The organism is Micromonospora sp. LOL_023, assembly GCF_048060115.1.
Taxonomy (GTDB): Bacteria; Actinomycetota; Actinomycetes; order Mycobacteriales; family Micromonosporaceae; genus Micromonospora_E.
On record NZ_JBHMIM010000027.1, the window covers coordinates 1 to 23,670 of the forward strand.

Genomic DNA, 23,670 nt, shown 5'->3' on the forward strand with positions numbered 1-23,670 from the left:
ACCGAGGCAGCAATTTAGCCATCGCAACTCCTTGATCAACTCAGGTGTTGCGACGACCCCCTGAACCCAAGCGCGAAATTACGTACCCCAGCCCTCCCCTCGCTGATTCCGCTGGGCTCAGTTGGGTGCCCTTGGTCAGGCCGGGAAGGTCGTCGGCGACCTCGACACACTCGGTCAACCGCTACTCGTTGATCGATCCGAGTCTGCGCCCTGCCAGGTGTAGCAACACGAGGGTGCAAAAGTGCGTGCCGCGCAAGAATGCGGTTCACGCACTTTTGACTGTTGTGACTCAACAGTGTGGTCCCAGACGCTGGCGGGGTCACCCCGCCCGGTGGTTCTGTCGTTGCTCGGCTGCGCGTTTGTGGTCCGGCCGAGAACGGCGAAGCCCCGGACCCACCCAGGTGGGCCGGGGCTTCCGCCGTACGTGCGTACGCGGGGTCAGCCGTGCGTCCTCGCCATCCCGACGAAGTTCGACCAGGCGGTCGGGGCGAAGGTCAGGGTGCCGCCGTCGCGGTCCTTAGAGTCCCGGACGTGGACGCGGCCGGGAAGGTTGTCGGCGACCTCGACACAGTTGCTCCCGCCGTTGCTGCGGGTCGACTTGCGCCAGCTCGGCGTGGTCACGTCCATGTATCCACTGCTTTCATGATCAGGTCAAGGCTCTGGTCTTGCGGCAGAGCATACTCCCGGATCGCTTCCCACTGATGTTCCAGCAGTTCCACCCTGGCGGGGTCCTCCACCACGTCGCCAGCACCAGGCGCGTCGCGCAGCCCCACAGTGCGCCCATGAGCTGTCGCGAGCGCCACGGGACCGTCCAATCCGGCATACGCCCCGACATGGGCTGGGACGATGAATACGCTGATGTTGGGCCGCTCGATCGCGTCGACCAGTGTGGTCAACTGCTCGTGCATGACTGCCATGCCGCCGACCGGCCTGCGCAGTGCAGAGTCATCCAGGATGGCGACGACTCGGGGCGGGTTGTCGTCGCGGGTGACGACCCTCCCACGAGCCAACCGGGCCGCGACCGCATCGTCTGCTGCGGCACCTGATCGCGTGGTGCCGATGATCGCGCGGGCGTATGCCTCCGTCTGGAGCACGCCGGTGATGACCGCCAGCTCGAAGTAGCGAAGCGTCGTCGCCTCGCGTTCGTGGTCGAGCCATGGCCGCAACCAGATCGGTGAGGATTCCCCCACCACGTACTCCCGGTAGAAGTGAGAGAAGTTCGTCCCGAACGCTCGATCCACGGCTTGTACGTAGTCGGGCAGCACCGCCCTGATCCCGCGCTCGATGGAACTGACGTGCTGCGCGGAGAACCGGATACGCGCGCCCCATGCCTCCTGCGTGAGGCCCAGCATCTCGCGCGTGCGGCGTAAATCCAATATCAGATACTCGCTGGCAAACACAAGCCCCTCACGTTCCTCAATCGTCGCCACGGACTGATCAGGGCCGTCCTGCGCTATGCGGCCCCGGCAACCATCTTCCGCTGGACACCGCCCACAGTCCAGGGTGGAAATCGACGAAGCGCAACCCGGTCGACTCCAATCGAGGGGGTACGGATGCTCAGGAACGACGGAATCGGTGGTGAACCCCGCCTGGCCCGATATCGATCTTTCCAACACGGCCCGGACAACACATCGAGCGAGGAGAGCGGAGACAACCTCCCGCCCGGTCCGACGCCGGGTCGGCCACCGCTGGCGAAGCGGACCCCCGGGGAGACCAACCCGGATGAGGGCTGGCCGTTTCGGCTGGCCGGTGCCCGGGGTGTCACGCCCGCTCCGGCCGAGGCCGGCGACGCACCCGGGGCTGCCCGGTCCCCGGAGCTGTCCCGGGCGATCCACGACGCGAACTCGACGGCCCGCACCCACCTGCCGAACCGGACCACCGGGGAGTGCCACCGCTGCGGAGGCGTCCCCGGCCCCTGCCGTCCACTGCTGCGGGCGATCACCATCCTGGACCGGTGGGAGCCGGGGAGCGCCCGGCGCATCCGGGCCGTGCTCCAGCTCTCCGGGATGATGCCAGCCGGCTACCCGCACGACGACCTTGACGAGTCCGCTGAGTCGTACGGAGCCCTCGACGATGTCTGACACTGAACCTCCGGTGTGTCCCGGCGATCTCGTGGCGCTGCGTCAGTGTGACCACGTGGACGGCGACCGCCCGGTCCGGCTCCGGGTTGAGGAGATTTGGCCATCCCCGGAGTGGCTGTCGTGGGTGACGCTCTACGGCCGGGAGATCAGCGACGACCCGCAGCGGCACGGCAACATCACCAGCGTGCGCGCGTACCGCGACGCGCTGCGCCGACCCGGGATCGTCACCAGGACGACGGCCAACAACCAGGGGTGCCCGGTGCGCCCCGTCGAAAGCTCCCCCGGGGCGGGCAACCCCATCGTCGCCCCCGCCTCGGGGGACCCGACCGGGACCCAGTTGGGTCCCTGCTGAACGGCCCCGGGGCGTCGCGCCTCACCGCTCCCCACGGCTCACCGGTCCGCCGGGTCCCCGGCAAACCTCATTCGGGCGCTTCCCCGTTGCCTGGAAGGGGTCGACCCGGCCCGGTTGAGCTTGCGTGGTCCCGCTGGACCGCATCCCCACTCGGGGAACTGGATGGGAGATCCGGGCGGACGCCCCGGGGTCCAAACCGCGCTCGAACCTCAGCGCACGGTCAACCGAGTCGACATCCCCGGCCACCGGACACAACCGTCACGCTCCTGGTGGGGCGGCACCTGCCGCACCACCAGTCACCGGTGATCCGAGATGGGAGCGGCGACCGATGCCGCACCCAGGCGCGCGTGGTCGAGCCCAACCCGTACCGGTTGCCGGCCGTTGTGCTGAAACCGCAGCAGATCCGCCCGGTCGATCGTGGCCTCGCCCAGCTGCAGCTTCCGTCGCCTGGCGACCCAGTCCACCAACCCCTGACCGTCGCGAACCTCATCGGTGAAGTGCACCAGCGTCGCGTACCAGATGTCACGGTGGTAGCTGTCCTCGAACCAGCCGTCGGACCCCAACTCCGCGCCGAGCCGATCAGCGAACTCGTCGGCAGCGCCGTCAATGGGAAAAGCGCACACCATCACGCCGGACGGCGTCAGCGTCATCCCAGCCAGCCTGAACCGGACTGGCCGACACTCCGTAGCCGCCCGGCCCAGCGCAGCCGCACACCGAGCCGCCAACGGATCACCTGCAGGAACATCGCGGCGATGGTCTTCGACGGCCCGGACCGTGAAGTGCACCGCCTCCGGGGCACCGGTCGGCCAATGGCCCGGCCCGGCGAAGCCCAGTACCTCGGCGGTCACCGCAGCAAGCCTCGACACACTGTCCGGGTCGGGAATGAACACCACCGACATTCCCCACCGGCCACCGTCAACCGGCGGCGTGTCCCGGTAGTGCGTCCCAGACAGGACCGCGTCCCGGCCCTGAACGAACAATCGGTCGAACGCCGCCGCGTAGGCGGCGTCCGCCGCCGTCCGGTCCGAACCCCAGGACCGTTTCGTCCTTGTCACCCGGCGCAGCCTACGCCGGCACCAACGTCATACCCAGATGGATGGGATCTGGGCGGCGGCTGATGGGCTCGATCCGCACCGGGTCGCCACGCTGATCGCGCAGCGGATCGCCGACGAGTGTGTCGTCGCGACCTGGCAGCGGATCTGTCTGCCGCTGCTGGCCGGGCTGCGGGGCGAGTCCGGCGGAAACAGCACAGTCTTGCGCTGCACGCCCTCGTAGCCGGGGTACGCCAACGTGGCCTCGACTGGCTCCTGCTCGGTGCCGCGCGGTTTGACAACCTCCTCTAGCGTCACGGGAGCGCCGAAGATCACCTGAACCAGCGGTTCCTCCGCTGGCGCTGATCCGGGTGCGCAGACCAAGTCGCAACGTATCCGTGAATGAGGACACGATGGCCAACAGGAAACTCGGTACCGTAGTTGCCCAGATCGCCGTGCTCGGCGTACTCGGGCTCATCGCCACAGGCTGTTCGTCGACGGAGGGGACGCCGTCGTCGAGCGTCGAGGAAACAGCGGCGCCATCGCAGGCCGACGAACCGGCCGACGGCGCGGATGCTGGCGGTGACACCAGCACTGCGGCGGACCCACTTCCGTTCACAGAGGAACTCAACGGCCGCAGGCTCACCGTCGAATCGTTCGGCGCGTCGGCCGCCGCCTCCCCACTGTGGGAGGTCGGCGAGGGCAACGAGGTGCTGTACCTCCAGGTGAAGATCGAGAACGTCGACGCCGACCCCTGGGAGTCGAACGTCGTGCAGTTCTTCCTTCTCGACGAGTCGGACGAGACCTACGCACCGTCCTTCTACGACGCCGAGGTCGGGGAAGCCCCGGACGCGGTCACCCTCGCCCCCGGTGACTCGGTCGAGGGGTACGTCCCGTTCGAGGTCCCGGCCGACACCACCGGCCTGCGCCTCGAGTACGCGGTTGACCTGAGTCAGAACGCGGTCATCGACGTACAGCTGAACTGACGTCCCGGCCGGGTGGCTCCGACGCGTGTCGGCTGTCCCGGCCCGCTGTCGGTTGGCTAGGGTGTCGAACACACGTACGTGTGGCTGTGGTGTCGGCTGGGGGAGGAGCGGCGGTGCGGGTGCTCGGGGTCGACCCTGGCCTGACCCGGTGCGGGGTGGGCGTCGTGGAGGGCGTGCCGGGCCGGCCGTGCCGGCTGGTCGCCTACCACGTGGTGCAGACCAATCCGGGTGCCGAACTGCCGGAGCGGCTGCTGCTGCTCGACCAGCGGCTGACCGCGTTGGTCGCCGAGCACCAGCCGGACAGCGTGGCGGTCGAGCGGGTGTTCAGCCAGCACAACGTGCGTACCGTGATGGGCACCGCGCAGGCGAGCGCGGTGGCGATCCTGGCCGGCGCGCGGGCCGGGCTGCCGGTGCGGACCTACACCCCGAGTGAGGTGAAGGCGGCGGTGACCGGGTCTGGCCAGGCGGACAAAGCGCAGATGACGGCGATGGTCACCCGGCTGCTGCGGCTGGACAGCCCGCCTCGCCCGGCCGATGCCGCCGACGCGCTGGCCCTGGCCATCTGCCACGTCTGGCGAGGTGGTACCCAGGACCGGTTGACCGCCGCGCGGCGGGCGGCCTGGACCGGAGGAGAACGATGATCGCGAGTCTGCGCGGAGTGGTGTTGGCGGTCGCGCCGGACAGCACGGTGATTGAGGTCGGCGGGGTGGGGATGGCGGTGCACTGCACGCCCGGCACTCTGGCGAATCTGCGGCTGGGCGAGCAGGCCCGGCTAGCGACCAGCCTGGTGGTGCGGGAGGATTCGCTCACCCTGTACGGCTTCGCCGACGACGCCGAGAAGCAGCTGTTCGAGCTGCTGCAGACCGCCAGTGGGGTCGGTCCCCGGCTGGCGCAGGCGGTGTTGTCGGTGCTCACCCCGGACGCGGTGCGTAAGGCGATCGCGAGCGCCGACACGGCGACGCTGACCCGGGTTCCCGGGGTCGGCAAGAAGGGGGCGGAGCGGCTGGTGCTGGAGCTGCGGGACCGGATCGGGCCGGTGTCGGTCGGTGCCGACGGCGCCGCCGGGGTGACCGGGGGTGCCTGGCCGGAGCAGGTACGTCAGGCGCTGGTCGGGCTGGGTTGGACCGCCGGCCAGGCCGATCAGGCGGTCGCGGCGGTCGCGGAGAGCCTGGACGGTCCGCCGCCGCCGGTGCCGGTGCTGCTCAAGCAGGCGATCCGGCTGCTGGGTAGGACCAGGTGAGCGAGGAGGTCGACGGTCTGGTCTCGGCGTACGCCAGCGACGCCGAACGCGACGTCGAGGTCAGCGTCCGACCGCGCCGGCTGGCCGAGTTCATCGCCCAGCATCGGGTACGCGACCAGTTGGAGCTGCTGCTGCACGGCGCGATGGGCCGGGGCACGCCGCCGGATCACATTCTGCTCAGCGGCCCGCCGGGGCTGGGCAAGACGACCCTGGCGAACATCGTCGCCGCCGAGTTGGGCGCGGGCATCCGGGTGACCAGCGGTCCGGCGATCGAACGCTCCGGTGACCTCGCGGCGATCCTGACCAGTTTGGCCGAGGGCGACGTGCTGTTCATCGACGAAATCCACCGGATCGCCAAGCCGGCCGAGGAGCTGCTGTACAGCGCGATGGAGGACTTCCGGGTCGACGTGATCGTCGGCAAGGGGCCGGGGGCGACCGCGATCCCGCTCGACGTGGAGCCGTTCACCCTGGTCGGGGCGACCACCCGGGCCGGGTTGCTGACCGGCCCGATGCGGGACCGGTTCGGCTTCGTGGCGCATCTGGACTTCTACGAGCCGGCCGAGCTGGAGGTGCTGCTGCGCCGGTCCGCCGGGATTCTGTCGGTGCCGATCACCCCGGACGGCGCAGTGGAGATCGCCGGCCGGTCGCGGGGGACGCCGCGGATCGCGAACCGGCTGCTGCGCCGGGTGCGCGACTACGCAGAGGTGCGGGCGGCCGGGGTGGTCGACCGAGAGACGGCGCGGGCGGCGTTGACCGTGTACGACGTCGACGAGCTGGGCCTGGACCGGCTGGACCGGGCGGTGCTGACCGCGCTGATCTCCTCGTTCGGCGGCGGTCCGGTCGGGCTCTCCACCTTGGCGGTCGCGGTGGGGGAGCAGCCGGACACGGTCGAAGAGGTGTGCGAGCCGTTCCTGGTGCGGGCTGGGCTGCTGGCGCGTACCCCTCGGGGCCGGGTGGCGACGGAGGCGGCCTGGCTTCATCTCGGCCGGGTGCCGCCGCCGGGGGCGCTCGGCGGTGGGTCGTACCGGTCGCCGCAGTCGGGCGGTACGGTGTCCGGACAGTCAGATTTGTTCGGAGATGATACTTAGATTGTCCCGTGATCTGAATGTGATCTGTGCCGCCCGCAGGGTTCTCAGTCACACCGACTAGACTCGCCGCGGTCTGTACGGCATGTGGGATCTTGCCTCCGCAGAGCGTAACGGCCTCGTGGACGGCTTACCGGAAGGTTGTTGTTGTGATTTTGGCGCAAGACGGCGGCGCTGGTGGCGCCAGCTTCATGCCCATCCTGATGATCGGTCTGCTCTTCGGTGTCATGTACTTCATGATGATCCGGCCGCAGCAGAAGCGGCGTAAGGAGGCCGAGCAGATGCAGTCTTCGATCGGCCCGGGCGATGAGGTGGTCACCATCGGCGGCCTGTACGGCACCGTAGCCAGCATCGACGACGAAACCGTCATGCTCGAGGTGTCGCCCGGCGTGCACGAACGCTACGCCCGGCCGGCGATCGCCCGAGTCGTGCCGAAGACCGACGACACCATCGCCGCCGAGTCCACGGTGCCCGACGAGGTGCCGACCAAGGACTGACCCACCCCGGGTCACCACGTTCGTGTTACATCGACGATACTAATCGTCGTGTTGCCGGTCACGATCGTCCGTCCAGGCGGTCGCGGCAGGTAGGACGACCATCCCACTGCCGCTCGCACCGGTGGCATCAACCGCTGCCGCCCCGGTCGCCAGCGGCCGAACCGCAGGGAGACAGGACCGCCGTGGCACCACCTCAGGGACAGATGCGCCCCGGGCGGCAGCTTGCCGCACTCGGGCTCATCTTCGCCGTCCTCTACCTCATGGTGTTCTTCGCCGGAGCGAGCGGCAGTTGGCAGGAACGGCTGGAGCCCAAGCTGGGCCTAGACCTGATCGGCGGCACCCGGGTCACCCTGGAGGCCACCACCGAGGACGGCAGCCCACCGCCGGCCGCCTCGTTGGACCGGGCCCGCGGCATCATCGAGAACCGGGTGAACAGCCTCGGTGTCTCCGAGGCCGAGGTGGTGACCGAGGGCGACCGCAACATCGTCGTGTCGCTGCCCGGGCAGAACCGCGACCTGACCGAGATCGGTAACGCCGCCGAGCTGCGCTTCCGCAAGGTGCTCAAGGCCACCGACGGCGGGGAGCCGATCCAGCCGCAGGCCAGCCCGAGCCCGGATGCCTCACCGGCTCCGGACGCCTCGCCCGACGCGGAGACTTCGCCGGACGCCGAGGTCGATGCCAGCCCGGGCGCCGAGGCGGGCGGCGAGGGCGGCATGGCCCAGCCCGACCCGAGCGACCCGGCCACCGACCCCAGCGCCAGCCCCGAGGCCAGCCCGGCCGCGGCCCCGGACACCGAAGGGCCGGTCGAGCTCGCGGCCGTGCAGGCCAAGGTCGGCGAGGCGGCCTGGGCCGCGGCGACCGGCCTGCAGGCACCGGCGGACTTCAGCGCCGATCCGACCCTGTTCGAGACGCTGAGCCCGTTCGGCGAGCTGACGCCGGCGGAGGTCCGGGTGCTGCCGGCCACGGTCCAGTACAACGTGCCGTACGTGACCTGCGACAAGCTCATGCTGCGTCAGGCTGGTTCGATCCGCGACGAGTCCCAGCAGGTCGTCGCCTGTGAGGGCCTGATCAAGTACTTCCTCGACGAGGCCAAGGTGCTCGGCACCGACGTCAGTGACGCCAGTGGCGTGATGGACCAGACGACCAGCCAGTGGGTGGTCAGCCTGAACTTCACCGGTTCGGGCCAGCGGGCCTGGACCGAGCTCACCCGCGAGGCGTTCAACAACACCGACCAGCAGTGCGAGGCCAGCGCACTCGGCCAGGACGGCAAGTGCCGGGTCGCGGTGGTCCTCGACAACGAGGTGATCTCCTCACCGGAGATCCAGGGCGTGCTCACCGGCGACTCGCAGATCACCGGTGACTTCACCAGCGCCACCGCGAACGAGCTCGCCAGCAACCTGCGCTTCGGCGCCCTGCCGCTGACCTTCGAGCAGCAGGAGGAGCAGAGCATCTCCGCCACGCTCGGCACCGAGCACCTGCGCGCTGGCCTGCTGGCCGCCGGGATCGGCATGCTGCTGGTGGCGGTCTACTCGTTCTTCTACTACCGGATGCTCGGCATCGTCATCTTCCTCAGCCTGATCCTGTCGGCGCTGCTGGTCTTCGGTGCGATGGTGGTCCTCGGCCGGCAGATCGGCTTCACCCTCACCCTCGCCGGGATCGCCGGTCTGATCGTTTCGCTGGGTGTGGCCGCCGACTCGTTCGTGCTCTACTTCGAACGACTCAAGGACGAGATCCGCGAGGGTCGAAGTCCGCGTAGCGCCGTACCTCGGGCCTGGCTGCGGGCCCGGCGGACGATCATCTCCGCCAACGCGATCACCCTGATGGCCGCGGTCGTGCTCTACATCGTCTCGGTCGGCACGGTGAAGGGCTTCGCCTTCGCCCTCGGCCTGGCGACCGTGCTCGACCTGGTCGTGGTGTTCCTGTTCCGGCATCCGATCATGTCGATGCTGGCCCGGACCAAGGCGTTCCTGTCACCCCGGGTCAGTGGGCTCGGCCGTGCGGTGAAGACCGCCGACGACGAGACCCCGATCCGCAACCCGCGCGTCAAGGAGGCCTGACATGAGCGGTTTCGCTGGACGCCTGTACCGCGGTGAGGCGAACCTCCCGATCGTAGGGCGCCGCAAGGTCTGGTTCAGCGTCGCGGCGGCCATCGTCGTGACCGCGATCGCCGCCGTCATCATCGCCGGGTTCAACCTCGGCATCGAGTTCCGCGGCGGCAACGAGTTCCAGGTGCCAGCCAGCGTCGGCACCCTGCAGCAGGCCGAGGACGCGGTCGTCGCCGAACTCGGCGACCTCGGCACCGAGGAGCCGGCCCGGGTGGTGTCCGGGCAGGAGGTGGGCGGCACCACCTACCTGTTCCGGACCACTGAGCTGAGCTCCGAGCAGTCCGCCGCGTTCAAGCAGGCGCTGGCGCAGCGACTCGGCATCGAGGAGCAGGCGATCAGCGGCAGCCGGGTCAGCGCGGCATGGGGTGGCCAGGTCACCCAGCGCGCGTTGCTCGGTCTGGCAGTCTTCATGGTGGTCGTCACGATCTATCTGGTGCTCCGCTTCGAGGCCCGGATGGCGATCGCGGCGGTGGCCGGTCTGGTCCTCGACCTCGTCCTTACCGCCGGCATCTACTCGATCTCCAACTTCGAGGTCACCCCGTCGACCGTGATCGGCTTCCTGACGATCCTCGGCTTCGCGCTCTACGACGTCGTCGTGGTGTTCGACAAGATCCAGGAGAACACCCGGGGGATCACCGGTAGCAGCAGCCAGACGTACGGTGAGGCGGCCAACCTCGCCATCAACCAGACCCTGATGCGGTCGATCAACACGTCGATCGTGGCGTTGCTGCCGGTCGGTGGCCTGCTGTTCATCGGTGCGGGTCTGCTCGGTGCCGGTACGCTCAAGGACCTCGGCCTGGTGCTCTTCGTCGGTATGGCCGGCGCGTTCTTCACCTCGATCTTCTTCTCCGCGCCGTTGGTGACCTTCCTCAAGGGGCAGGAGCCGAAGTACAAGATGCACGCCCAGCGGGTGCAGGCCAAGCGGGCCTCGCTGGCGGAGCGCGCCGGGGCGGCGGCCAAGCGGCCGGCGCCGTCGACCGTGGACGGCGGCGACACCGGGGCGGAGCCGGCTGAGGAAGAGTCCGACGCGGCCCTGGCCGGTGCCGCGCCCAAGACCGGTGCCCGACCGGCCGGCAAGCGTCAGCCCAGTGGTCGTGGCGGTCGCCCTGGTAGTGGCGGCAACCGTAAGCGGCCCAGTGGGGCGAAGCGTCGTTGACCGCGTTGCGTCGTCCCCGTCGGTGACCGTGGTCCGCGCAAGCAGGCTTGTCGGATCACCGACGGGGGCGGTGGCACCCGCACGGGAAGGACCAGAGTGACGCAGATGCCGACAGCGGCCATCGGGGACAGCGGGCCCGAAATGGCCGCGTTGGTCGCCAGCCGGGTTCTCGACGTACCCGATTTTCCCAAGCCGGGCATCGTCTTCAAGGACCTGATGCCGCTGTTCGCCGATGGCGCGGTGTTCCGCGCGGTGATCGACGGCATCATCGCCCACCACGGGGCAGAGTCGTTCGACGTGGTGGCCGGCATCGAGGCCCGGGGCTTCGTGCTGGCCGCGGCGATCGCGTACGCCACCGGCACCGGGGTGGTACCGGTCCGTAAGGCAGGCAAGCTGCCCCGGGCATCGTTCTCTGCCTCCTACGCGTTGGAGTACGGCGAGGCGGTCCTGGAGGTGCATCAGGATGCCTTCACCGCAGGCCAGCGGGTGCTGGTGGTGGATGATGTGCTGGCCACCGGAGGCACCGCCGCCGCGACTCTCGAGCTGGTCGAACGGGCCGGCGGCAGCGTTTCCGGTCTCACCGTCCTGCTGGAGCTGAGTTTCCTCGCCGGCCGGGACCGACTAGCCCCCCGCGAGGTGCACGCTCTGTGGCGAGTCTGATGCCGTAAGTGTCGACGGAGAGACAAGCTCGCCGCGGTGAGCGCCACGGCATATCCCCCGCCGATGGAGCGGGGTACGGTCCGGTTGGGTAATATTGCGGTCCCTGTCAGTCAGGGGCACATCGTCCTGGCTAGCGCGGCAGCGGTTCGGCCGGATACGGTCGGCTGAGTTCCGGCGGATTCGAGGGAGGCCGGTGTCCTACAACGTCACCCCTTCCGTGGAGGGCACTGTGCACCCGACTGGCGAGGTCGACCCGACAGCGGGTCCGACCAATGGCGAGGCATCCGGACCAGCTGTCGATCCCACTGTCGCGCTCCGCAACGGGGACGCGGGGGTATCGTCGGGGACCGCCGCCAACGGTCCGGCCGCTGATCCGGCGACAAACGGCACGCCCATGTCCGTCGATCCTGGGACAAACGGCGCGTCCGTGCCCGACCATCCGCCCGTCAATGGATCGCACACCAACGGATCGCACGCCAACGGTACGGCCGGGACCGGGTCGGTCGATCCTGCGGTCGGAAACGGATTCGGGTTCTCCGGCGCACCAACCGGGCGGCGGGTGCGGGCCCGGCTGGCCCGGTTCAACGCGCCATGGCAGACGCCGCACATCCCCGAGGTGCTGGAACCACTGATCGCGACCCACCGGCAGAGCCACCCGAAGGTGGATCCACGGGTCCTGCAACGTGCCTTCGACCTCGCCGCCAAGTGGCACTCCGGGCAGTTCCGCAAGTCGGGTGACCCGTACATCACCCACCCGCTGGCGGTCGCGACGATTTTGGCGAACCTCGGCATGGACACCACGACGCTGGTGGCGGCTCTGCTGCACGACACGATCGAGGACACCGACTACACCCTCGACGAGATGCGGGTCGACTTCGGTGGTGAGGTGGCCCTGCTGGTGGACGGGGTGACCAAGCTCGACCGGGTCAAACTGGGCGACGCGGCCAAGGCCGAGACGATCCGCAAGATGGTCGTGGCGATGGCCAAGGACCCCCGGGTGCTGGTGATCAAGCTCGCCGACCGGCTGCACAACATGCGTACCCTGACCTTCCTGCCCAAGGCGAAGCAGGAGCAGAAGGCCAAGGAGACGCTGGAGATCCTGGCTCCGTTGGCGCACCGGCTGGGGATGAACACCGTCAAGTGGGAGCTGGAGGACCTCGCCTTCGGCACGCTGTTCCCGAAACGGTACGAGGAGATCAATCGGCTGATCGGGGAGCACCAGCCCCAGCGGGACACCCAGCTGCGCAAGGTCACCCAGAAGGTGCAGGTCGACCTGCGCGCCGCCAAGATCAAGGCGGAGGTGACCGGCCGGCCGAAGCACCTCTACTCGATCTACCAGAAGATGATCGTGCGGGGGCGGGACTTCAACGACATCTACGACCTGGTCGGCGTCCGCATCCTGGTCGACACGGTGCGCGACTGCTACGCGGCGCTCGGGGTGATCCACGCGAACTGGCAGCCGGTTCCCGGCCGGTTCAAGGACTACATCGCGATGCCGAAGTTCAACATGTACCAGTCGCTGCACACCACCGTGATCGGGCCGACCGGCAAGCCGGTGGAGATGCAGATTCGTACCTTCGCGATGCACCGCACCGCGGAGTTCGGTATCGCCGCCCACTGGAAGTACAAGGAGCACAAGGGCACCACCGTCGTCGGCCCACCGGCCCACATCGACGAGATGACCTGGCTACGGCAGTTGCTCGACTGGCAGCGCGAGGCGAGCGACCCGAGCGAGTTCCTCGACGCGCTGCGCTTCGACCTGTCCAGCCAGGAGGTGTACGTCTTCACCCCCAAGGGCGACGTCATCCCGTTGCCGACCGGGTCGACCCCGGTCGACTTCGCCTACGCGGTGCACACCGAGGTCGGCCACAAGTGCATCGGAGCGCGGGTCAACGGCAAGCTCGTGCCGCTGGAGTCGACGCTGTCCAACGGCGACGTCATCGAGATCTTCACCTCGAAGTCAGCCACCGCCGGTCCCACCCAGGACTGGCTCGGTTTCGTCAAGAGCCCCCGGGCCAGGACCAAGATCCGGCAGTACTTCAACAAGGAACGCCGTGAAGAGGCGATCGAGACCGGCAAGGACGCGATCGCCAAGGCGATGCGCAAGCAGGGCATGCCGCTGCAGCGGATGCTCACCACCGACTCGCTGATGACGATCGCCCGCGACCTGCACCTGACCGACGTCGCATCGCTCTACGCGGCGGTCGGCGACAGCCAGGTCTCGGCGCAGTCGGTCGTGCAGCGGCTGATGGCGAGCTTCGGTGGCGAAGAAGGCGCGGCCGAGGACATCGCCGAATCGGCGATGGCGACCCAGCCGTCGCGGATCCGGCACGCCGGCACCGACCCCGGGGTGGTCGTCCGTGGGGTGACCGACGTCTGGATCAAGCTGGCCCGCTGCTGCACCCCGGTCCCGCCGGACACCGTGTTCGGGTTCGTCACCCGCTCCGGCGGGGTCAGCGTGCACCGTGACGACTGCCTGAACGCCGCCGACCTCAAGGTGCAGGAGGAACGGATGGTCGAGGTCAGCTGGAAGCTGACCTCGGCGTCGACGTTCCTGGTGGCCATCCAGGTGGAGGCGCTGGACCGGCACAAGTTGCTCGCCGACGTGACCCGGGTGCTCTCCGAGGAACGGGTCAACATCCTGTCGGCGACGGTCACCACCACCCGGGACCGGGTGGCGGTGAGCAGGTTCTCCTTCGAGATGGCCGACCCCAAGCACCTGGGTCACCTGCTCAACGCCGTCCGCAAGGTCGACGGGGTGTTCGACGCGTACCGGGTGACCTCCGGCAACTAAAGACGGGTCCGGGTCGGCACGGCGGTCAGACCGCCGTGCCGACCCGGACCCGAATCGTCGTCCGTGGTCGATTCTGCTCTACTGCGGTTCGCTGACCGTCAACGAGTTGATCACGATGTCGCTGTTCGGGTGGCCGCCACCGGGCGACGGGTCGAACGCACCGTCGTGACCCTCGGCCGTGGCCTCCTGGATCACGTCGAGTCCCTCGGTGACCTGACCGAGCACCGTGTAGTCGGGGCTGAGCTCGACGTCCTCGTAGATGAAGAAGAACTGGCTGCCGTTGGTGTCCGGTCCGCTGTTGGCCATGGCCACGACCCCGGCAGGGTACGCGGGTCGGTCGTCGACCGGCAGGTTCTCGTTGGCGAACTGGTAGCTGGGACCACCAGTGCCGTCACTGTCGCGGTAGCCCTCACCGGTGGCGCTCGGGTCGCCACACTGCAGCATGCCCGGGAACATCCGGTGGCACTTGGTGTTGTCCCAGAAGCCCTGGCTGGCCAGGTGGCTGAAGCTGGCCGCGGTGCACGGCACGTCGGCCAGGTTCATCGTCACCTGGATCTCACCGAAGCTGGTGTCCAGGGTCATCAGCTGGGTGCCGGTGCTCGGCGGGGTCGTCGTCGGTGGCACCCCGACGTCCTTCACGGTGGGGCTGCGCTGCTCGGCGGGGACCTCGTTCCACACACAGCCGGCGCCGGCCTGTCCGTCATCGGTCGCCTGCGGGGTCTCGGTCTCGTCGTCGCCGAGGCTGGTGACCCCCCACACCGTCAGGACCACCACCAGCAGCAGGCCGGCTCCGGCACCGATGCTGGCCTGCAACTGGCGGCGTTTCTTGGCGGCCGCGGCGCGCTGGGCCATCTCCTTTTCGAGGCGGGCCCGAGCCGCGGCACGTTGCCGCTCCCTGGTCGACGTCACGGTGGATCCTCCTGAATCGGGTACCTGGTGCACTCTGTCATCGCTGTGGGGCCCGTGCCGGTGGCTGCCGGATCAAGTCAGGACTGGCCGTCCGTGGCGTCGGCGTCAAGGGATGCCGACGCTGACGGGTCGGCCGACGGCTCCGTCGCCCCCGGGCTGGTCGATGGGCTCGGGTCTGCCACGGGGGACTCCACCGGATCGCCGACGGTCAGACTCTGGATGATCACGTCGGTCTCCGGCTTGACCTGGGCTCCGGCACCATTGTCCACCCGGGGCAGGGCGCCGATCGCTTCGACCGTGGCCATCCCCGAGGTGACCCGACCGATGATCGGGTACTCGGGGAACTCGGTGGTGAAATCCTCGAAGAAGATCTTGAACTGGCTGCCGTTGTTGCCCTGCGGCACGCCGACCGCCACGACCGTGCCGGCCGGGTACAGCGGCGGGTTGTCCGCCGGGTCCGCCGCCGGATCGGCAGACGGGTCCGGCTGCGGCGCAACCGGCACGTTCTCGCTGTAGTACGAATAGGTCGGGCCGCCCTGGCCGGTGCCGCCGGGGTCGCCGCAGAGGACCGCGCCTTCGTCGGTGATCTCGTGGCAGTTCGTGTCGTCGAAGAAGTTGCGGCTGGCCAGGTGGGCGAAGCTGGCCGCGGCGCAGGGTGCGCCGGCCAGGTCGAGCTCGACGGTGATCGGCTCACCCTGGTTGGTGGTGATCGTCATCGGCCGTACGCCACTGTTGGGCGGATCGGTCGTCTCGGGGACGGCGACCTCGGTGAGGTTGCTGTTGGCCGCCGTGTCCTGCGGCGTCCAGGTGCACGGACCGGCTGCCTCGCTGATCTCCGGCTCCCGGTCGAAGGCACCGAGCGCCCAGGCCGATACGCCAGCGATCATCACCACCGCGAGCCCGGCGCCGAGCCCGGCCCGGATTCGTCGTCGACGGCGCGTCGTGGCGGCACGCCGGGCCATCTGCCGGTCGAGCTTCGCGCGCGCCAACTTGCGCTGCCGGTCCCTGCTGGAAGCCACCCGTGCTCCCCTTTCCTGATCATCCCTGCGCCTTGCGGCGGGCGTGCCGGATCCGGGCGCCTTTGTGGTGCGCCACGCCACATGCCCGCCAGAGTGTACGGGTAACCGCTGGGAAATTGTTGTATGAGGTCGGCTCCGTATCCAATCGGAGATCATCATTATGGCGGATGGGTCGGTCAGGCCCCGTGTCGGGTAGGTGGTGTGCCATGGGTGAGCCGTGTGGCGGCGGCGGATAGGCTCGACGGCGGTTCGTCCCGCCCGCAGGTGCGGACGGGACGCGAGGAGGGAGAGGCGTGCTCATCACCGGGTTCCCGGCGCAGGCGTTCGGCACCAACTGCTATGTGGTGGCGACCGGCCCGGGCGAGCAGTGCGTGATCGTCGACCCAGGCATCGGGGTGCTGGACCAGTTGGAACAGGTGCTGGCGCAGCACCGCCTGCAACCGGCCGCAGTGCTGCTGACCCACGGGCACCTCGACCACACCTTCTCGGTCGCTCCGGTCTGCGGTGCCCGGGGCATCACCGCGTACGTCCATCCGGGCGACCGCGAGCTGCTGGCCGATCCGGCGAAGGGCCTGTCGGCAGACCTGACCGCGATGTTCGGCGGCCGGCTGCCGTACAGCGAACCCGACGACGTGGCCGAGCTGACCGACGGCGCCACGCTGGTGCTCGCCGGGTTGGAACTCGCCGTCGACCACGCCCCCGGACACACCGGCGGATCGGTGCTGTTCCGGCTGCCCGGCGCCGACTCCCCCTGGGAGACCGAGCAGGTCTGCCTCTCCGGTGACGTGCTGTTCGCCGGCTCCATCGGCCGCACCGACCTGCCCGGCGGCAGCCTGCCGACGATGATGACCAGCCTGCGCGACAAGGTCCTGCCGTTGGCCGACGACACCGTCGTGCTCCCCGGCCACGGCCCGGCGACCACCATCGGCCGGGAGCGGGCCACCAACCCTTACCTGCGCGAGGCCACCGGCAGCGATAGCGCGCCGCCGGCTCGCCGTACCGGACTGTGACGAGGACCCTGATGAGCAAGCCCAGGCCGATCTCCGGTTTTCCGGAGTGGCTGCCCCCGCAACGCATGATCGAGCAGTACGTGATCGACCGGCTGCGCCGCACCTTCGAGCTGTACGGGTTCGCACCGCTGGAGACCCGCGCGGTCGAGCCGCTGGATCAGCTGCTGCGTAAGGGGGAGACCTCGAAGGAGGTCTACCTGCTGCGTCGACTGCAGGCCGATCCGGACGCGCAGACCGGCGACGACGCCCTCGGGCTGCACTTCGACCTGACCGTGCCGTTCGCCCGTTACGTGCTGGAGAACGCCGGCAAACTGCAGTTCCCGTTCCGCCGCTACCAGATCCAGAAGGTGTGGCGCGGTGAGCGGCCACAGGAGGGCCGCTACCGCGAGTTCCTACAGGCCGACATCGACATCGTCGACCGCGACGAGCTGGCCCCGCACCACGAGGCCGAGCTTCCGTTGATCATCGGCGACGCGCTGGCCAGTCTGCCGATCCCGCCGGTGCGGATCCAGGTCAACAACCGCAAGGTCTGCGAAGGTTTCTACCGGGGGATCGGATTGACCGATCCGGACGCCGCGCTGCGGGCGATCGACCGGCTGGACCGGTTCGGCCCCCAGCGGGTGGCCGAGCTGCTGATGAGCACGGCCGGTGCCAGTGAGAGCCAGGCGAAGGCCTGCCTGTCGCTGGCGGAGATCTCCGCGCCGGACGCCTCGATCGACGACGCGGTGCGCGGCCTCGGTGTCGAGCACCCGCTACTCGACGAAGGGCTGGCCGAGCTGGTCGCGGTGCTGCAGACCGCGGCCGCGCACTCGCCCGGCCTGTGCGTCGCCGATCTGCGCATCGCCCGTGGCCTGGACTACTACACCGGTACGGTCTACGAGACCCAGCTGCAGGGGTACGAGCGGTTCGGCTCGATCTGCTCGGGTGGCCGCTACGACGATCTCGCTTCCGCCGGGGCGGACCGCTTCCCAGGGGTGGGCATCTCGATCGGCGTGTCCCGGCTACTGGGCCTGCTGTTCGGTGCCGACGCGTTGTCGATCTCCCGCCCGGTGCCGACCTGCGTGCTGGTGGCGTTGCCGGCCGAGTCCGACCGGCCGGCCGGCAACCGGGTGGCCGACACGCTGCGCCGGCGGGGGATCGCCACCGAGGTGTCACCGTCGGCGGCCAAGTTCGGCAAGCAGATCCGGTACGCGCAGCGGCGTGGCATTCCGTACGTCTGGTTCCTGGGGGTGGACGGTGAGCCGGACGGGGTGAAGGACATCCGCTCGGGTGACCAGGTGTCGGCGCAGGCCGGCTCGTGGCAGCCGGCGGCGGCTGACCTGCTGCCGACGGTCTCCGATCAGCCGGCACCGGCTGCGGGTCGACCACCAGAAAATCTGGATAATATGCCGCGATAGGTGCAAGGTTCGCGAGAGAAGTGGCGGTGATGGCACCGCATAACCTACGGTTGCGTAAGTTACGTAGTCGTAAGTTGTTGCCGTGTTGGGAGATGTCGTTGACCGCCGCCGCCACTGCCCCGATGTCCCAGACCGCGTTGCTCATCGAGCTCGAACCGGTGGTCGCCGATAACCTGAACCGGCATCTCGGACTGGCCAAGGAGTGGTTTCCGCACGAGTACGTGCCGTGGAGCGACGGGCGCACCTTCGACGGCCCGCTCGGCGGTGAGGCCTGGTCGCCGGAGGATTCCCAGCTCTCCGACGTGGCCCGCACCGCCCTGATCGTCAACCTGCTGACCGAGGACAACCTGCCCTCCTACCATCACGAGATCGCCACCCGGTTCGGTCGTGACGGGGCCTGGGGCACCTGGGTACACCGGTGGACGGCGGAGGAGGGGCGACACGGCATCGCGATCCGGGACTACCTGACCGTCACCCGGGCGGTGGACCCGGTGGAGTTGGAGCGGGCCCGGATGGTGCACATGTCCACCGGTTACTCCAACGTGCACAGCTACGAGGTGCTGCATTCACTGGCGTACGTCTCGTTCCAGGAGCTGGCCACCCGGATCTCGCACCGCAACACCGGCAAGGCCACCGGCGATCCGCTCTGCGAGCGCCTGCTGGCCCGGGTGGCCGCCGACGAGAACCTGCACATGATGTTCTACCGCAACCTGCTCGCCGCGTCGTTCGAGCTGGCGCCGAGTCAGGCGATGCGGGCGGTGGCCGATGTGGTGGCCGACTTCCAGATGCCGGGTGCCGGCATCGAGGGCTTCGTCCGCAAGTCGGTGGCTATCGCCATGGCCGGCATCTACGACCTGCGTCAGCACCACGACGAGGTGCTCTCGCCGGTGTTGCGGCAGTGGGACATCTGGAACGTCACCGGGCTCGACGCCGACGGCGAAGCGGCCCGGGAGCAGTTGGCCACGCAGATGTCCCAGTTGGACACCGCCGCCGCCCGGTTCGAGGCCCGCCGCGAGGAGCGCCGCGCCCGCAACCGGTGACCACCGCCGCGCCATCGGCCTCTCGATAACCCGTCGTCAAGCCCGCCTCACTGACCGTTCAGGTCGACTGTGAGGCGGGCTTAACGCGTTGGAAATCGATGTGTCGAGATGCGTGAAACTCCACGTCCCTACGTTTCGTGGCACCACGCTTCGGCTGAAGGGAAGTTGGATGCCACTGCGTCTCCGGGGCGGCCTAGCCGCACTCTGTATATTGTCGACACTGGTTGCCGCGACCGCCTGTGCCCAGGACCCCACGTCCTCGGCCGGTGGCGGCGGTGACTCCGACACCATCAAGGTCGGTATCCTGCACTCGCTGAGCGGCACCATGGCGATCAGCGAGGTCACCGTACGCGACGCAGAGTTGCTCGCGATCGAGGAAATCAACACCGCCGGTGGTGTGCTGGGCAAGCAGATCGAGCCCGTCGTCGAGGACGGTGCGTCGGACTGGCCCACGTTCGCCGAGAAGGCGCAGAAGCTCATATCCCAGGACGAGGTCGCCACCGTCTTCGGTGGCTGGACATCGGCCAGTCGCAAGGCGATGCTGCCGGTCTTCGAGCGCAACAAGGCCCTGTTGTGGTACCCGGTGCAGTACGAAGGGCTGGAGAGCTCGCCGTACATCTTCTACACCGGAGCCACCACCAACCAGCAGATCGTCCCCGGCCTGGACTACCTGAAGGAGCAGGGTCACAAAACGATCTTCCTGGTCGGCAGCGACTACGTCTTCCCGCGGACCGCAAACAAGATCATCAAGGCGTACGCCGAGGCCAACGGCATGCAGGTGGTCGGCGAGGAATACACCCCGCTGGGCCACACCGAATACAGCACAGTGGTCAACAAACTCCAGCAGGCCAGCCCCGACGCGGTCTTCAACACCCTCAACGGCGACAGCAACGTCGCCTTCTTCAAGCAGCTGACCAGCGCCGGCGTCACCGCCGACGCGATGCCGACCGTGTCGGTCAGCGTCGCCGAGGAGGAGGTTGTCGGCATCGGACCGGAGAACGTCGCCGGCCACCTGGTCGCCTGGAACTACTACCAGACCACCGAAGGCGACCGGAACACCGCCTTCGTCGAGGCGTTCAAGGCCAAGTACGGGGCCGAGAAGGTCACCTCCGACCCGATGGAGGCCGGCTACAACGCCGTCTACCTGTGGGCCGCGGCCGTCGAAGCCGCCGGCACCACTGAGGTCGAGGCGGTCAAGGAGGCCGCCGGCGGAATCAGCATCGAGGCCCCGGAGGGCACGGTCACCATCGACGGCGACAACCAGCACGTCTTCAAGACGGCCAGGATCGGCGTGGTGCAGCCCGACGGCCAGATCCAGGAGGTGTGGAACTCCGGCGAACCCATCAAGCCGGACCCGTACCTGACCGGTTACGACTGGGCCGAAGGCCTGTCGTAGCGCGCCGGTAGCTAGCGGAGGGAGGCGCCCGCCATGGCGGTACTCAACCAACTGGTCATCGGCGCGAGCATCGGAGCGGTGCTGCTCCTGATCGCGCTCGGACTGACCTTCACCTTTGGACAAATGGGCGTCATCAACATGGCCCATGGGGAGTTCATCCTGGCGGGCGCCTATACCGCGTACCTGATGCAGGGGTTGGTCGGGGCGCAGGCCGTCCCGGCCGCCCTGCCGGTGGCGTTCCTGATCGCCGGCACCATGGGCGTGATCCTCGAACGTCTGGTGATCCGTCGGTTCTACGGCCGTCCACTGGACACCCTGCTGCTCACCTTCGGCGTCAGCCTGATCCTGCAGCAGCTCGCCCGGGACATCTTCGGCGCGCCGAACGTGCAGGTCACCGCGCCCGGCTGGCTCACCGGCGGGGTCGACGTGGCCGGCGTACGGCTGCCGTACAACCGGATCTTCATCATGGCCCTCGCGATCGCCTGCGTGGTGGCGATCTCGCTCTACCTGAGCAAGCTGCCCCACGGCCGGCGGATGCGGGCGGTGATGCAGAACCGGCAACTCGCGGCCGTGACCGGGGTGGCCACCCAACGGGTCGACCAGCTCACCTTCTTCATCGGCTCCGGCCTGGCCGGCGTCGCCGGGGTGGCACTCACCCTGATCGGCCCGGTCGGTCCGTCGCTGGGCACCTACTACATCGTGGACGCGTTCCTCGTCGTCGTCGCCGGGGGACTCGGGCAGTTGCGCGGTGCGGTGATCGCCGCGATCGCCCTCGGTGTGGTCAACAGTTTCGTCGAATTCTGGACCGATGCCAGCCTCGCCAAGGTGGTGGTGTTCGCGGTGATCGTGGCCTTCCTCCAGTTCCGCCCGCAGGGAATGTTCGTCCTCCGTTCCCGGGCACTGACATGAGCGCCGCCCGGACGACCCGGTCCGCGGCGCGACCGGCGGCTCGCTGGCCCGGACCGGCGGTCTTCGTCACGGTCGGCGTGCTGCTACTGGTCGTCGCACCGCTGGTGCTCAGCCCGTTCCGGCTGGACCTGCTGGCCAAGTACCTCTGCTACGCCATCGTCGCCGTCGGCATCTACCTGGCCTGGGGTCGCGGCGGAATGCTGACCCTCGGCCAGGGCGTCTTCTTCGGCCTCGGCGGCTACGCCATGGGCATGTACCTCAAACTCGCCGACGCCGGTGAGGGCAACCTGCCCGACTTCATGGTGTGGAGCGGCGTGGAGACCCTGCCGGCCGTCTGGGCACCCTTTCGCAACCCGCTCTTCGCCCTGGCCATGGTGGTGGTGCTGCCCACCGCTGTCGCCCTGATCCTCGGCACGCTGGTGTTCCGCCAGCGGGTGCGTGGCGCCTATTTCGCCGTACTCTCCCAGGCCCTGGCGGCCGCGTTCGTGATCCTGCTGGTCGGCCAGCAGGGCCTCACCGGCGGCACCAACGGACTGACCAACGTCCAGTTCTTCTTCGGCCTGGACCTGTACGACCCGGCACAGAAACGGATCGTCTACTACGTCGCCGTCGGCGCACTCGGCCTGGTCTTCCTGGCCGCCTGGCAGCTCACCCACAGCCGGTTCGGCAAACTGCTGGTCGCCATCCGCGACGGCGAGGACCGGGTCCGCTTCCTCGGCTACGACCCGGCCGTGGTGAAGACCCTGGTGTACGCCCTCTCGGCGGCCATGGCCGGGATCGCCGGCGCGTTGTTCGTGCCGGTCGTCGGAATCCTCGGCCCAGCCGATCTGGGCGTGATCCCGTCGATCGAGATGCTGGTCGCTGTCGCGATCGGTGGCCGGTTCTCGCTGGCCGGTGCGGTCGGCGGCGCGATCCTGTTCAACTACGGCAGCACCGTGCTCAGCGAGCAGTGGCCCTCGGGCTGGCTCTACCTGCTCGGCGGCCTGTTCATCGCGGTGATGATGTGGGCACCCCGCGGCCTCGCCGGGCTGCTCGCCGACGGCTGGGTGGTGTTGCGGCACCGCTGGCCGGACCGGTCGTCCGGCGGCCCACCAGGAGCGGCTGCGCCAGTATCGCCGGCAGCGGGCGGCACCGCGGAGCCCACCGGAGCACAACCTGCGGCGGCGACCGCCTCGGTTGGCGGTGAGCAACGATGAGCGGCAAACTGGAGATACGCGACCTCAACGTCGTCTTCGACGGATTCCGGGCGGTCACCGACCTGAGCCTGACCGTCGAGCCGGGCGAGTTGCGGTTCCTGATCGGACCCAACGGTGCCGGCAAGACCACCCTGATCGACGTGGTGACCGGCAGGACCAGGCCGGCGTCCGGGTCGGTGCGGTTCAACGGCAAGGAACTCGTCGGCCAGCGGGAACACCGGATCGTCCGGCTCGGCATCGGCCGGACCTTCCAGACCTCGGTGGTGTTCGAGCAGCTCACCGTGTTGGACAATCTCGACCTGGCGGCGTCCTTCCGCCGGCGGATGGTCGGCCTGCTGCGCCGCCGTCGCGGTGTCTCCGACCAGGTGTCGCGGGCGCTGGACACCACCGGCCTGTCCGACCTGGCGTACCGGCCGGCCGGAGTGCTCTCCCACGGACAGCGGCAGTGGCTGGAGATCGGCATGCTGATCGTGCAGCAGCCCAGCCTGCTGCTGCTCGACGAGCCGGTGGCCGGAATGAGCCGCAGCGAGCGGGAACGCACCGGTGAGCTGCTGCGCGAGGTCGCCAAGGACCACACCGTGATGGTCATCGAGCACGACATGGAGTTCCTGCGTCGCTTCGCCAGCACCGTCACCGTGCTACACGAGGGCAAACTGCTCTGCGAGGGCACCGTCGCGCAGGTGCAGGCCGACCCCCGGGTGCAGCAGGTCTACCTCGGGCGCAGCCGGGACGAGACCGACGAACCCGCCGGGTCGCCGGCCGCCGCGCAGGGATCCCCGATCGTCCAGGAGGCGTCGTCGTGAGTGC

At 68.9% G+C, this 23,670-nt stretch carries 24 protein-coding genes; 19 read left to right on the plus strand and 5 right to left on the minus strand.

Features of this window, described 5'->3' with window-relative positions; all coding sequences use genetic code 11:
• Positions 1-438 precede the first annotated feature (438 nt).
• A complete protein-coding gene (locus ACFHVL_RS16125) occupies positions 439-627 on the minus strand; it encodes a DUF397 domain-containing protein (protein WP_416628726.1) in 189 nt (62 codons plus the stop codon).
• Entirely contained in the window at positions 618-1,430 is an 813-nt protein-coding gene (locus ACFHVL_RS16130; protein ID WP_416628728.1) for a helix-turn-helix domain-containing protein, read from the minus strand. Before ACFHVL_RS16130 ends, ACFHVL_RS16125 begins: the two co-directional genes overlap by 10 nt.
• A gap of 123 nt (positions 1,431-1,553) precedes the next feature.
• Between ACFHVL_RS16130 and ACFHVL_RS16135 the strand changes: the two genes are divergently transcribed.
• Together ACFHVL_RS16135 and ACFHVL_RS16140 are read left to right on the plus strand one after the other, a co-directional pair.
• A complete protein-coding gene (locus ACFHVL_RS16135; RefSeq protein ID WP_416628729.1) occupies positions 1,554-2,081 on the plus strand; it encodes a hypothetical protein in 528 nt (175 codons plus the stop codon).
• Positions 2,074-2,433, plus strand: a complete 360-nt coding sequence (locus ACFHVL_RS16140) for a hypothetical protein (RefSeq protein ID WP_416628730.1) — start codon at positions 2,074-2,076, stop codon at positions 2,431-2,433. The genes ACFHVL_RS16135 and ACFHVL_RS16140 overlap by 8 nt, the downstream gene beginning before the upstream one ends.
• A gap of 296 nt (positions 2,434-2,729) precedes the next feature.
• Here the strand turns inward: ACFHVL_RS16140 and ACFHVL_RS16145 are convergent, their stop codons facing one another.
• The gene (locus ACFHVL_RS16145) at positions 2,730-3,488 is read right to left on the minus strand and encodes a hypothetical protein (protein WP_416628731.1); all 759 of its coding nucleotides are present in this window, start codon (positions 3,486-3,488) and stop codon (positions 2,730-2,732) included.
• Positions 3,489-3,525: 37 nt separating this feature from the next.
• Between ACFHVL_RS16145 and ACFHVL_RS16150 the strand changes: the two genes are divergently transcribed.
• The 10 genes from ACFHVL_RS16150 to ACFHVL_RS16195 all read left to right on the plus strand — a co-directional run bounded on the left by ACFHVL_RS16150 (position 3,526) and on the right by ACFHVL_RS16195 (position 13,987).
• Positions 3,526-3,708: a hypothetical protein gene (locus ACFHVL_RS16150; RefSeq protein WP_416628733.1), complete on the plus strand. Its 183-nt coding sequence runs from the start codon at positions 3,526-3,528 to the stop codon at positions 3,706-3,708.
• Positions 3,709-3,877: 169 nt separating this feature from the next.
• On the plus strand, positions 3,878-4,450 hold the full coding sequence (locus ACFHVL_RS16155) for a DUF4352 domain-containing protein (protein ID WP_416628734.1): 573 nt from the start codon (positions 3,878-3,880) through the stop codon (positions 4,448-4,450).
• A gap of 113 nt (positions 4,451-4,563) precedes the next feature.
• On the plus strand, positions 4,564-5,091 hold the full coding sequence (gene ruvC, locus ACFHVL_RS16160; protein ID WP_416628735.1) for a crossover junction endodeoxyribonuclease RuvC: 528 nt from the start codon (positions 4,564-4,566) through the stop codon (positions 5,089-5,091).
• The gene (ruvA, locus tag ACFHVL_RS16165; RefSeq protein ID WP_416628737.1) at positions 5,088-5,690 is read left to right on the plus strand and encodes a Holliday junction branch migration protein RuvA; all 603 of its coding nucleotides are present in this window, start codon (positions 5,088-5,090) and stop codon (positions 5,688-5,690) included. Before ruvC ends, ruvA begins: the two co-directional genes overlap by 4 nt.
• The gene (gene ruvB, locus ACFHVL_RS16170; protein WP_416628738.1) at positions 5,687-6,778 is read left to right on the plus strand and encodes a Holliday junction branch migration DNA helicase RuvB; all 1,092 of its coding nucleotides are present in this window, start codon (positions 5,687-5,689) and stop codon (positions 6,776-6,778) included. Before ruvA ends, ruvB begins: the two co-directional genes overlap by 4 nt.
• A 146-nt stretch (positions 6,779-6,924) precedes the next feature.
• The gene (gene yajC / locus ACFHVL_RS16175) at positions 6,925-7,272 is read left to right on the plus strand and encodes a preprotein translocase subunit YajC (protein ID WP_416628841.1); all 348 of its coding nucleotides are present in this window, start codon (positions 6,925-6,927) and stop codon (positions 7,270-7,272) included.
• 182 nt (positions 7,273-7,454) lie between these two features.
• Positions 7,455-9,329, plus strand: coding sequence for a protein translocase subunit SecD (gene secD, locus ACFHVL_RS16180; RefSeq protein ID WP_416628739.1), 1,875 nt, complete (start codon positions 7,455-7,457; stop codon positions 9,327-9,329).
• Position 9,330: 1 nt separating this feature from the next.
• Positions 9,331-10,533 carry a protein translocase subunit SecF gene (gene secF / locus ACFHVL_RS16185; protein WP_416628741.1) on the plus strand — a complete coding sequence of 401 codons (1,203 nt, stop codon included), beginning with the start codon at positions 9,331-9,333 and terminating at the stop codon, positions 10,531-10,533.
• A 105-nt stretch (positions 10,534-10,638) separates the two neighbouring features.
• A complete protein-coding gene (locus tag ACFHVL_RS16190) occupies positions 10,639-11,193 on the plus strand; it encodes an adenine phosphoribosyltransferase (RefSeq protein ID WP_416628742.1) in 555 nt (184 codons plus the stop codon).
• Between the two features lie 394 nt (positions 11,194-11,587).
• Positions 11,588-13,987 carry a RelA/SpoT family protein gene (locus ACFHVL_RS16195; RefSeq protein WP_416628744.1) on the plus strand — a complete coding sequence of 800 codons (2,400 nt, stop codon included), beginning with the start codon at positions 11,588-11,590 and terminating at the stop codon, positions 13,985-13,987.
• Between the two features lie 78 nt (positions 13,988-14,065).
• On the opposite strand, the gene ACFHVL_RS16200 is transcribed toward ACFHVL_RS16195, so the two are convergent.
• Both ACFHVL_RS16200 and ACFHVL_RS16205 read right to left on the minus strand, forming a co-directional pair.
• Complete coding sequence (locus tag ACFHVL_RS16200; RefSeq protein ID WP_416628746.1) at positions 14,066-14,896, minus strand: peptidylprolyl isomerase; 831 nt, start codon at positions 14,894-14,896, stop codon at positions 14,066-14,068.
• Between the two features lie 77 nt (positions 14,897-14,973).
• Entirely contained in the window at positions 14,974-15,915 is a 942-nt protein-coding gene (locus tag ACFHVL_RS16205) for a peptidylprolyl isomerase (protein ID WP_416628747.1), read from the minus strand.
• A 293-nt stretch (positions 15,916-16,208) separates the two neighbouring features.
• Here ACFHVL_RS16205 and ACFHVL_RS16210 point away from each other — a divergent pair, with 293 nt between their 5' ends.
• The 7 genes from ACFHVL_RS16210 to urtD all read left to right on the plus strand — a co-directional run bounded on the left by ACFHVL_RS16210 (position 16,209) and on the right by urtD (position 23,666).
• Positions 16,209-16,925: an MBL fold metallo-hydrolase gene (locus ACFHVL_RS16210; protein ID WP_416628749.1), complete on the plus strand. Its 717-nt coding sequence runs from the start codon at positions 16,209-16,211 to the stop codon at positions 16,923-16,925.
• Between the two features lie 11 nt (positions 16,926-16,936).
• A complete protein-coding gene (gene hisS, locus ACFHVL_RS16215) occupies positions 16,937-18,322 on the plus strand; it encodes a histidine--tRNA ligase (protein WP_416628750.1) in 1,386 nt (461 codons plus the stop codon).
• A gap of 122 nt (positions 18,323-18,444) precedes the next feature.
• Entirely contained in the window at positions 18,445-19,362 is a 918-nt protein-coding gene (locus tag ACFHVL_RS16220; protein ID WP_416628843.1) for an acyl-ACP desaturase, read from the plus strand.
• Between the two features lie 211 nt (positions 19,363-19,573).
• Complete coding sequence (urtA, locus tag ACFHVL_RS16225; protein ID WP_416628751.1) at positions 19,574-20,758, plus strand: urea ABC transporter substrate-binding protein; 1,185 nt, start codon at positions 19,574-19,576, stop codon at positions 20,756-20,758.
• A gap of 33 nt (positions 20,759-20,791) precedes the next feature.
• A complete protein-coding gene (urtB, locus tag ACFHVL_RS16230) occupies positions 20,792-21,667 on the plus strand; it encodes an urea ABC transporter permease subunit UrtB (protein ID WP_416628752.1) in 876 nt (291 codons plus the stop codon).
• Positions 21,664-22,863 carry an urea ABC transporter permease subunit UrtC gene (gene urtC / locus ACFHVL_RS16235; protein ID WP_416628753.1) on the plus strand — a complete coding sequence of 400 codons (1,200 nt, stop codon included), beginning with the start codon at positions 21,664-21,666 and terminating at the stop codon, positions 22,861-22,863. Before urtB ends, urtC begins: the two co-directional genes overlap by 4 nt.
• Complete coding sequence (urtD, locus tag ACFHVL_RS16240; RefSeq protein WP_416628754.1) at positions 22,860-23,666, plus strand: urea ABC transporter ATP-binding protein UrtD; 807 nt, start codon at positions 22,860-22,862, stop codon at positions 23,664-23,666. The genes urtC and urtD overlap by 4 nt, the downstream gene beginning before the upstream one ends.
• Positions 23,667-23,670: the final 4 nt, after the last annotated feature.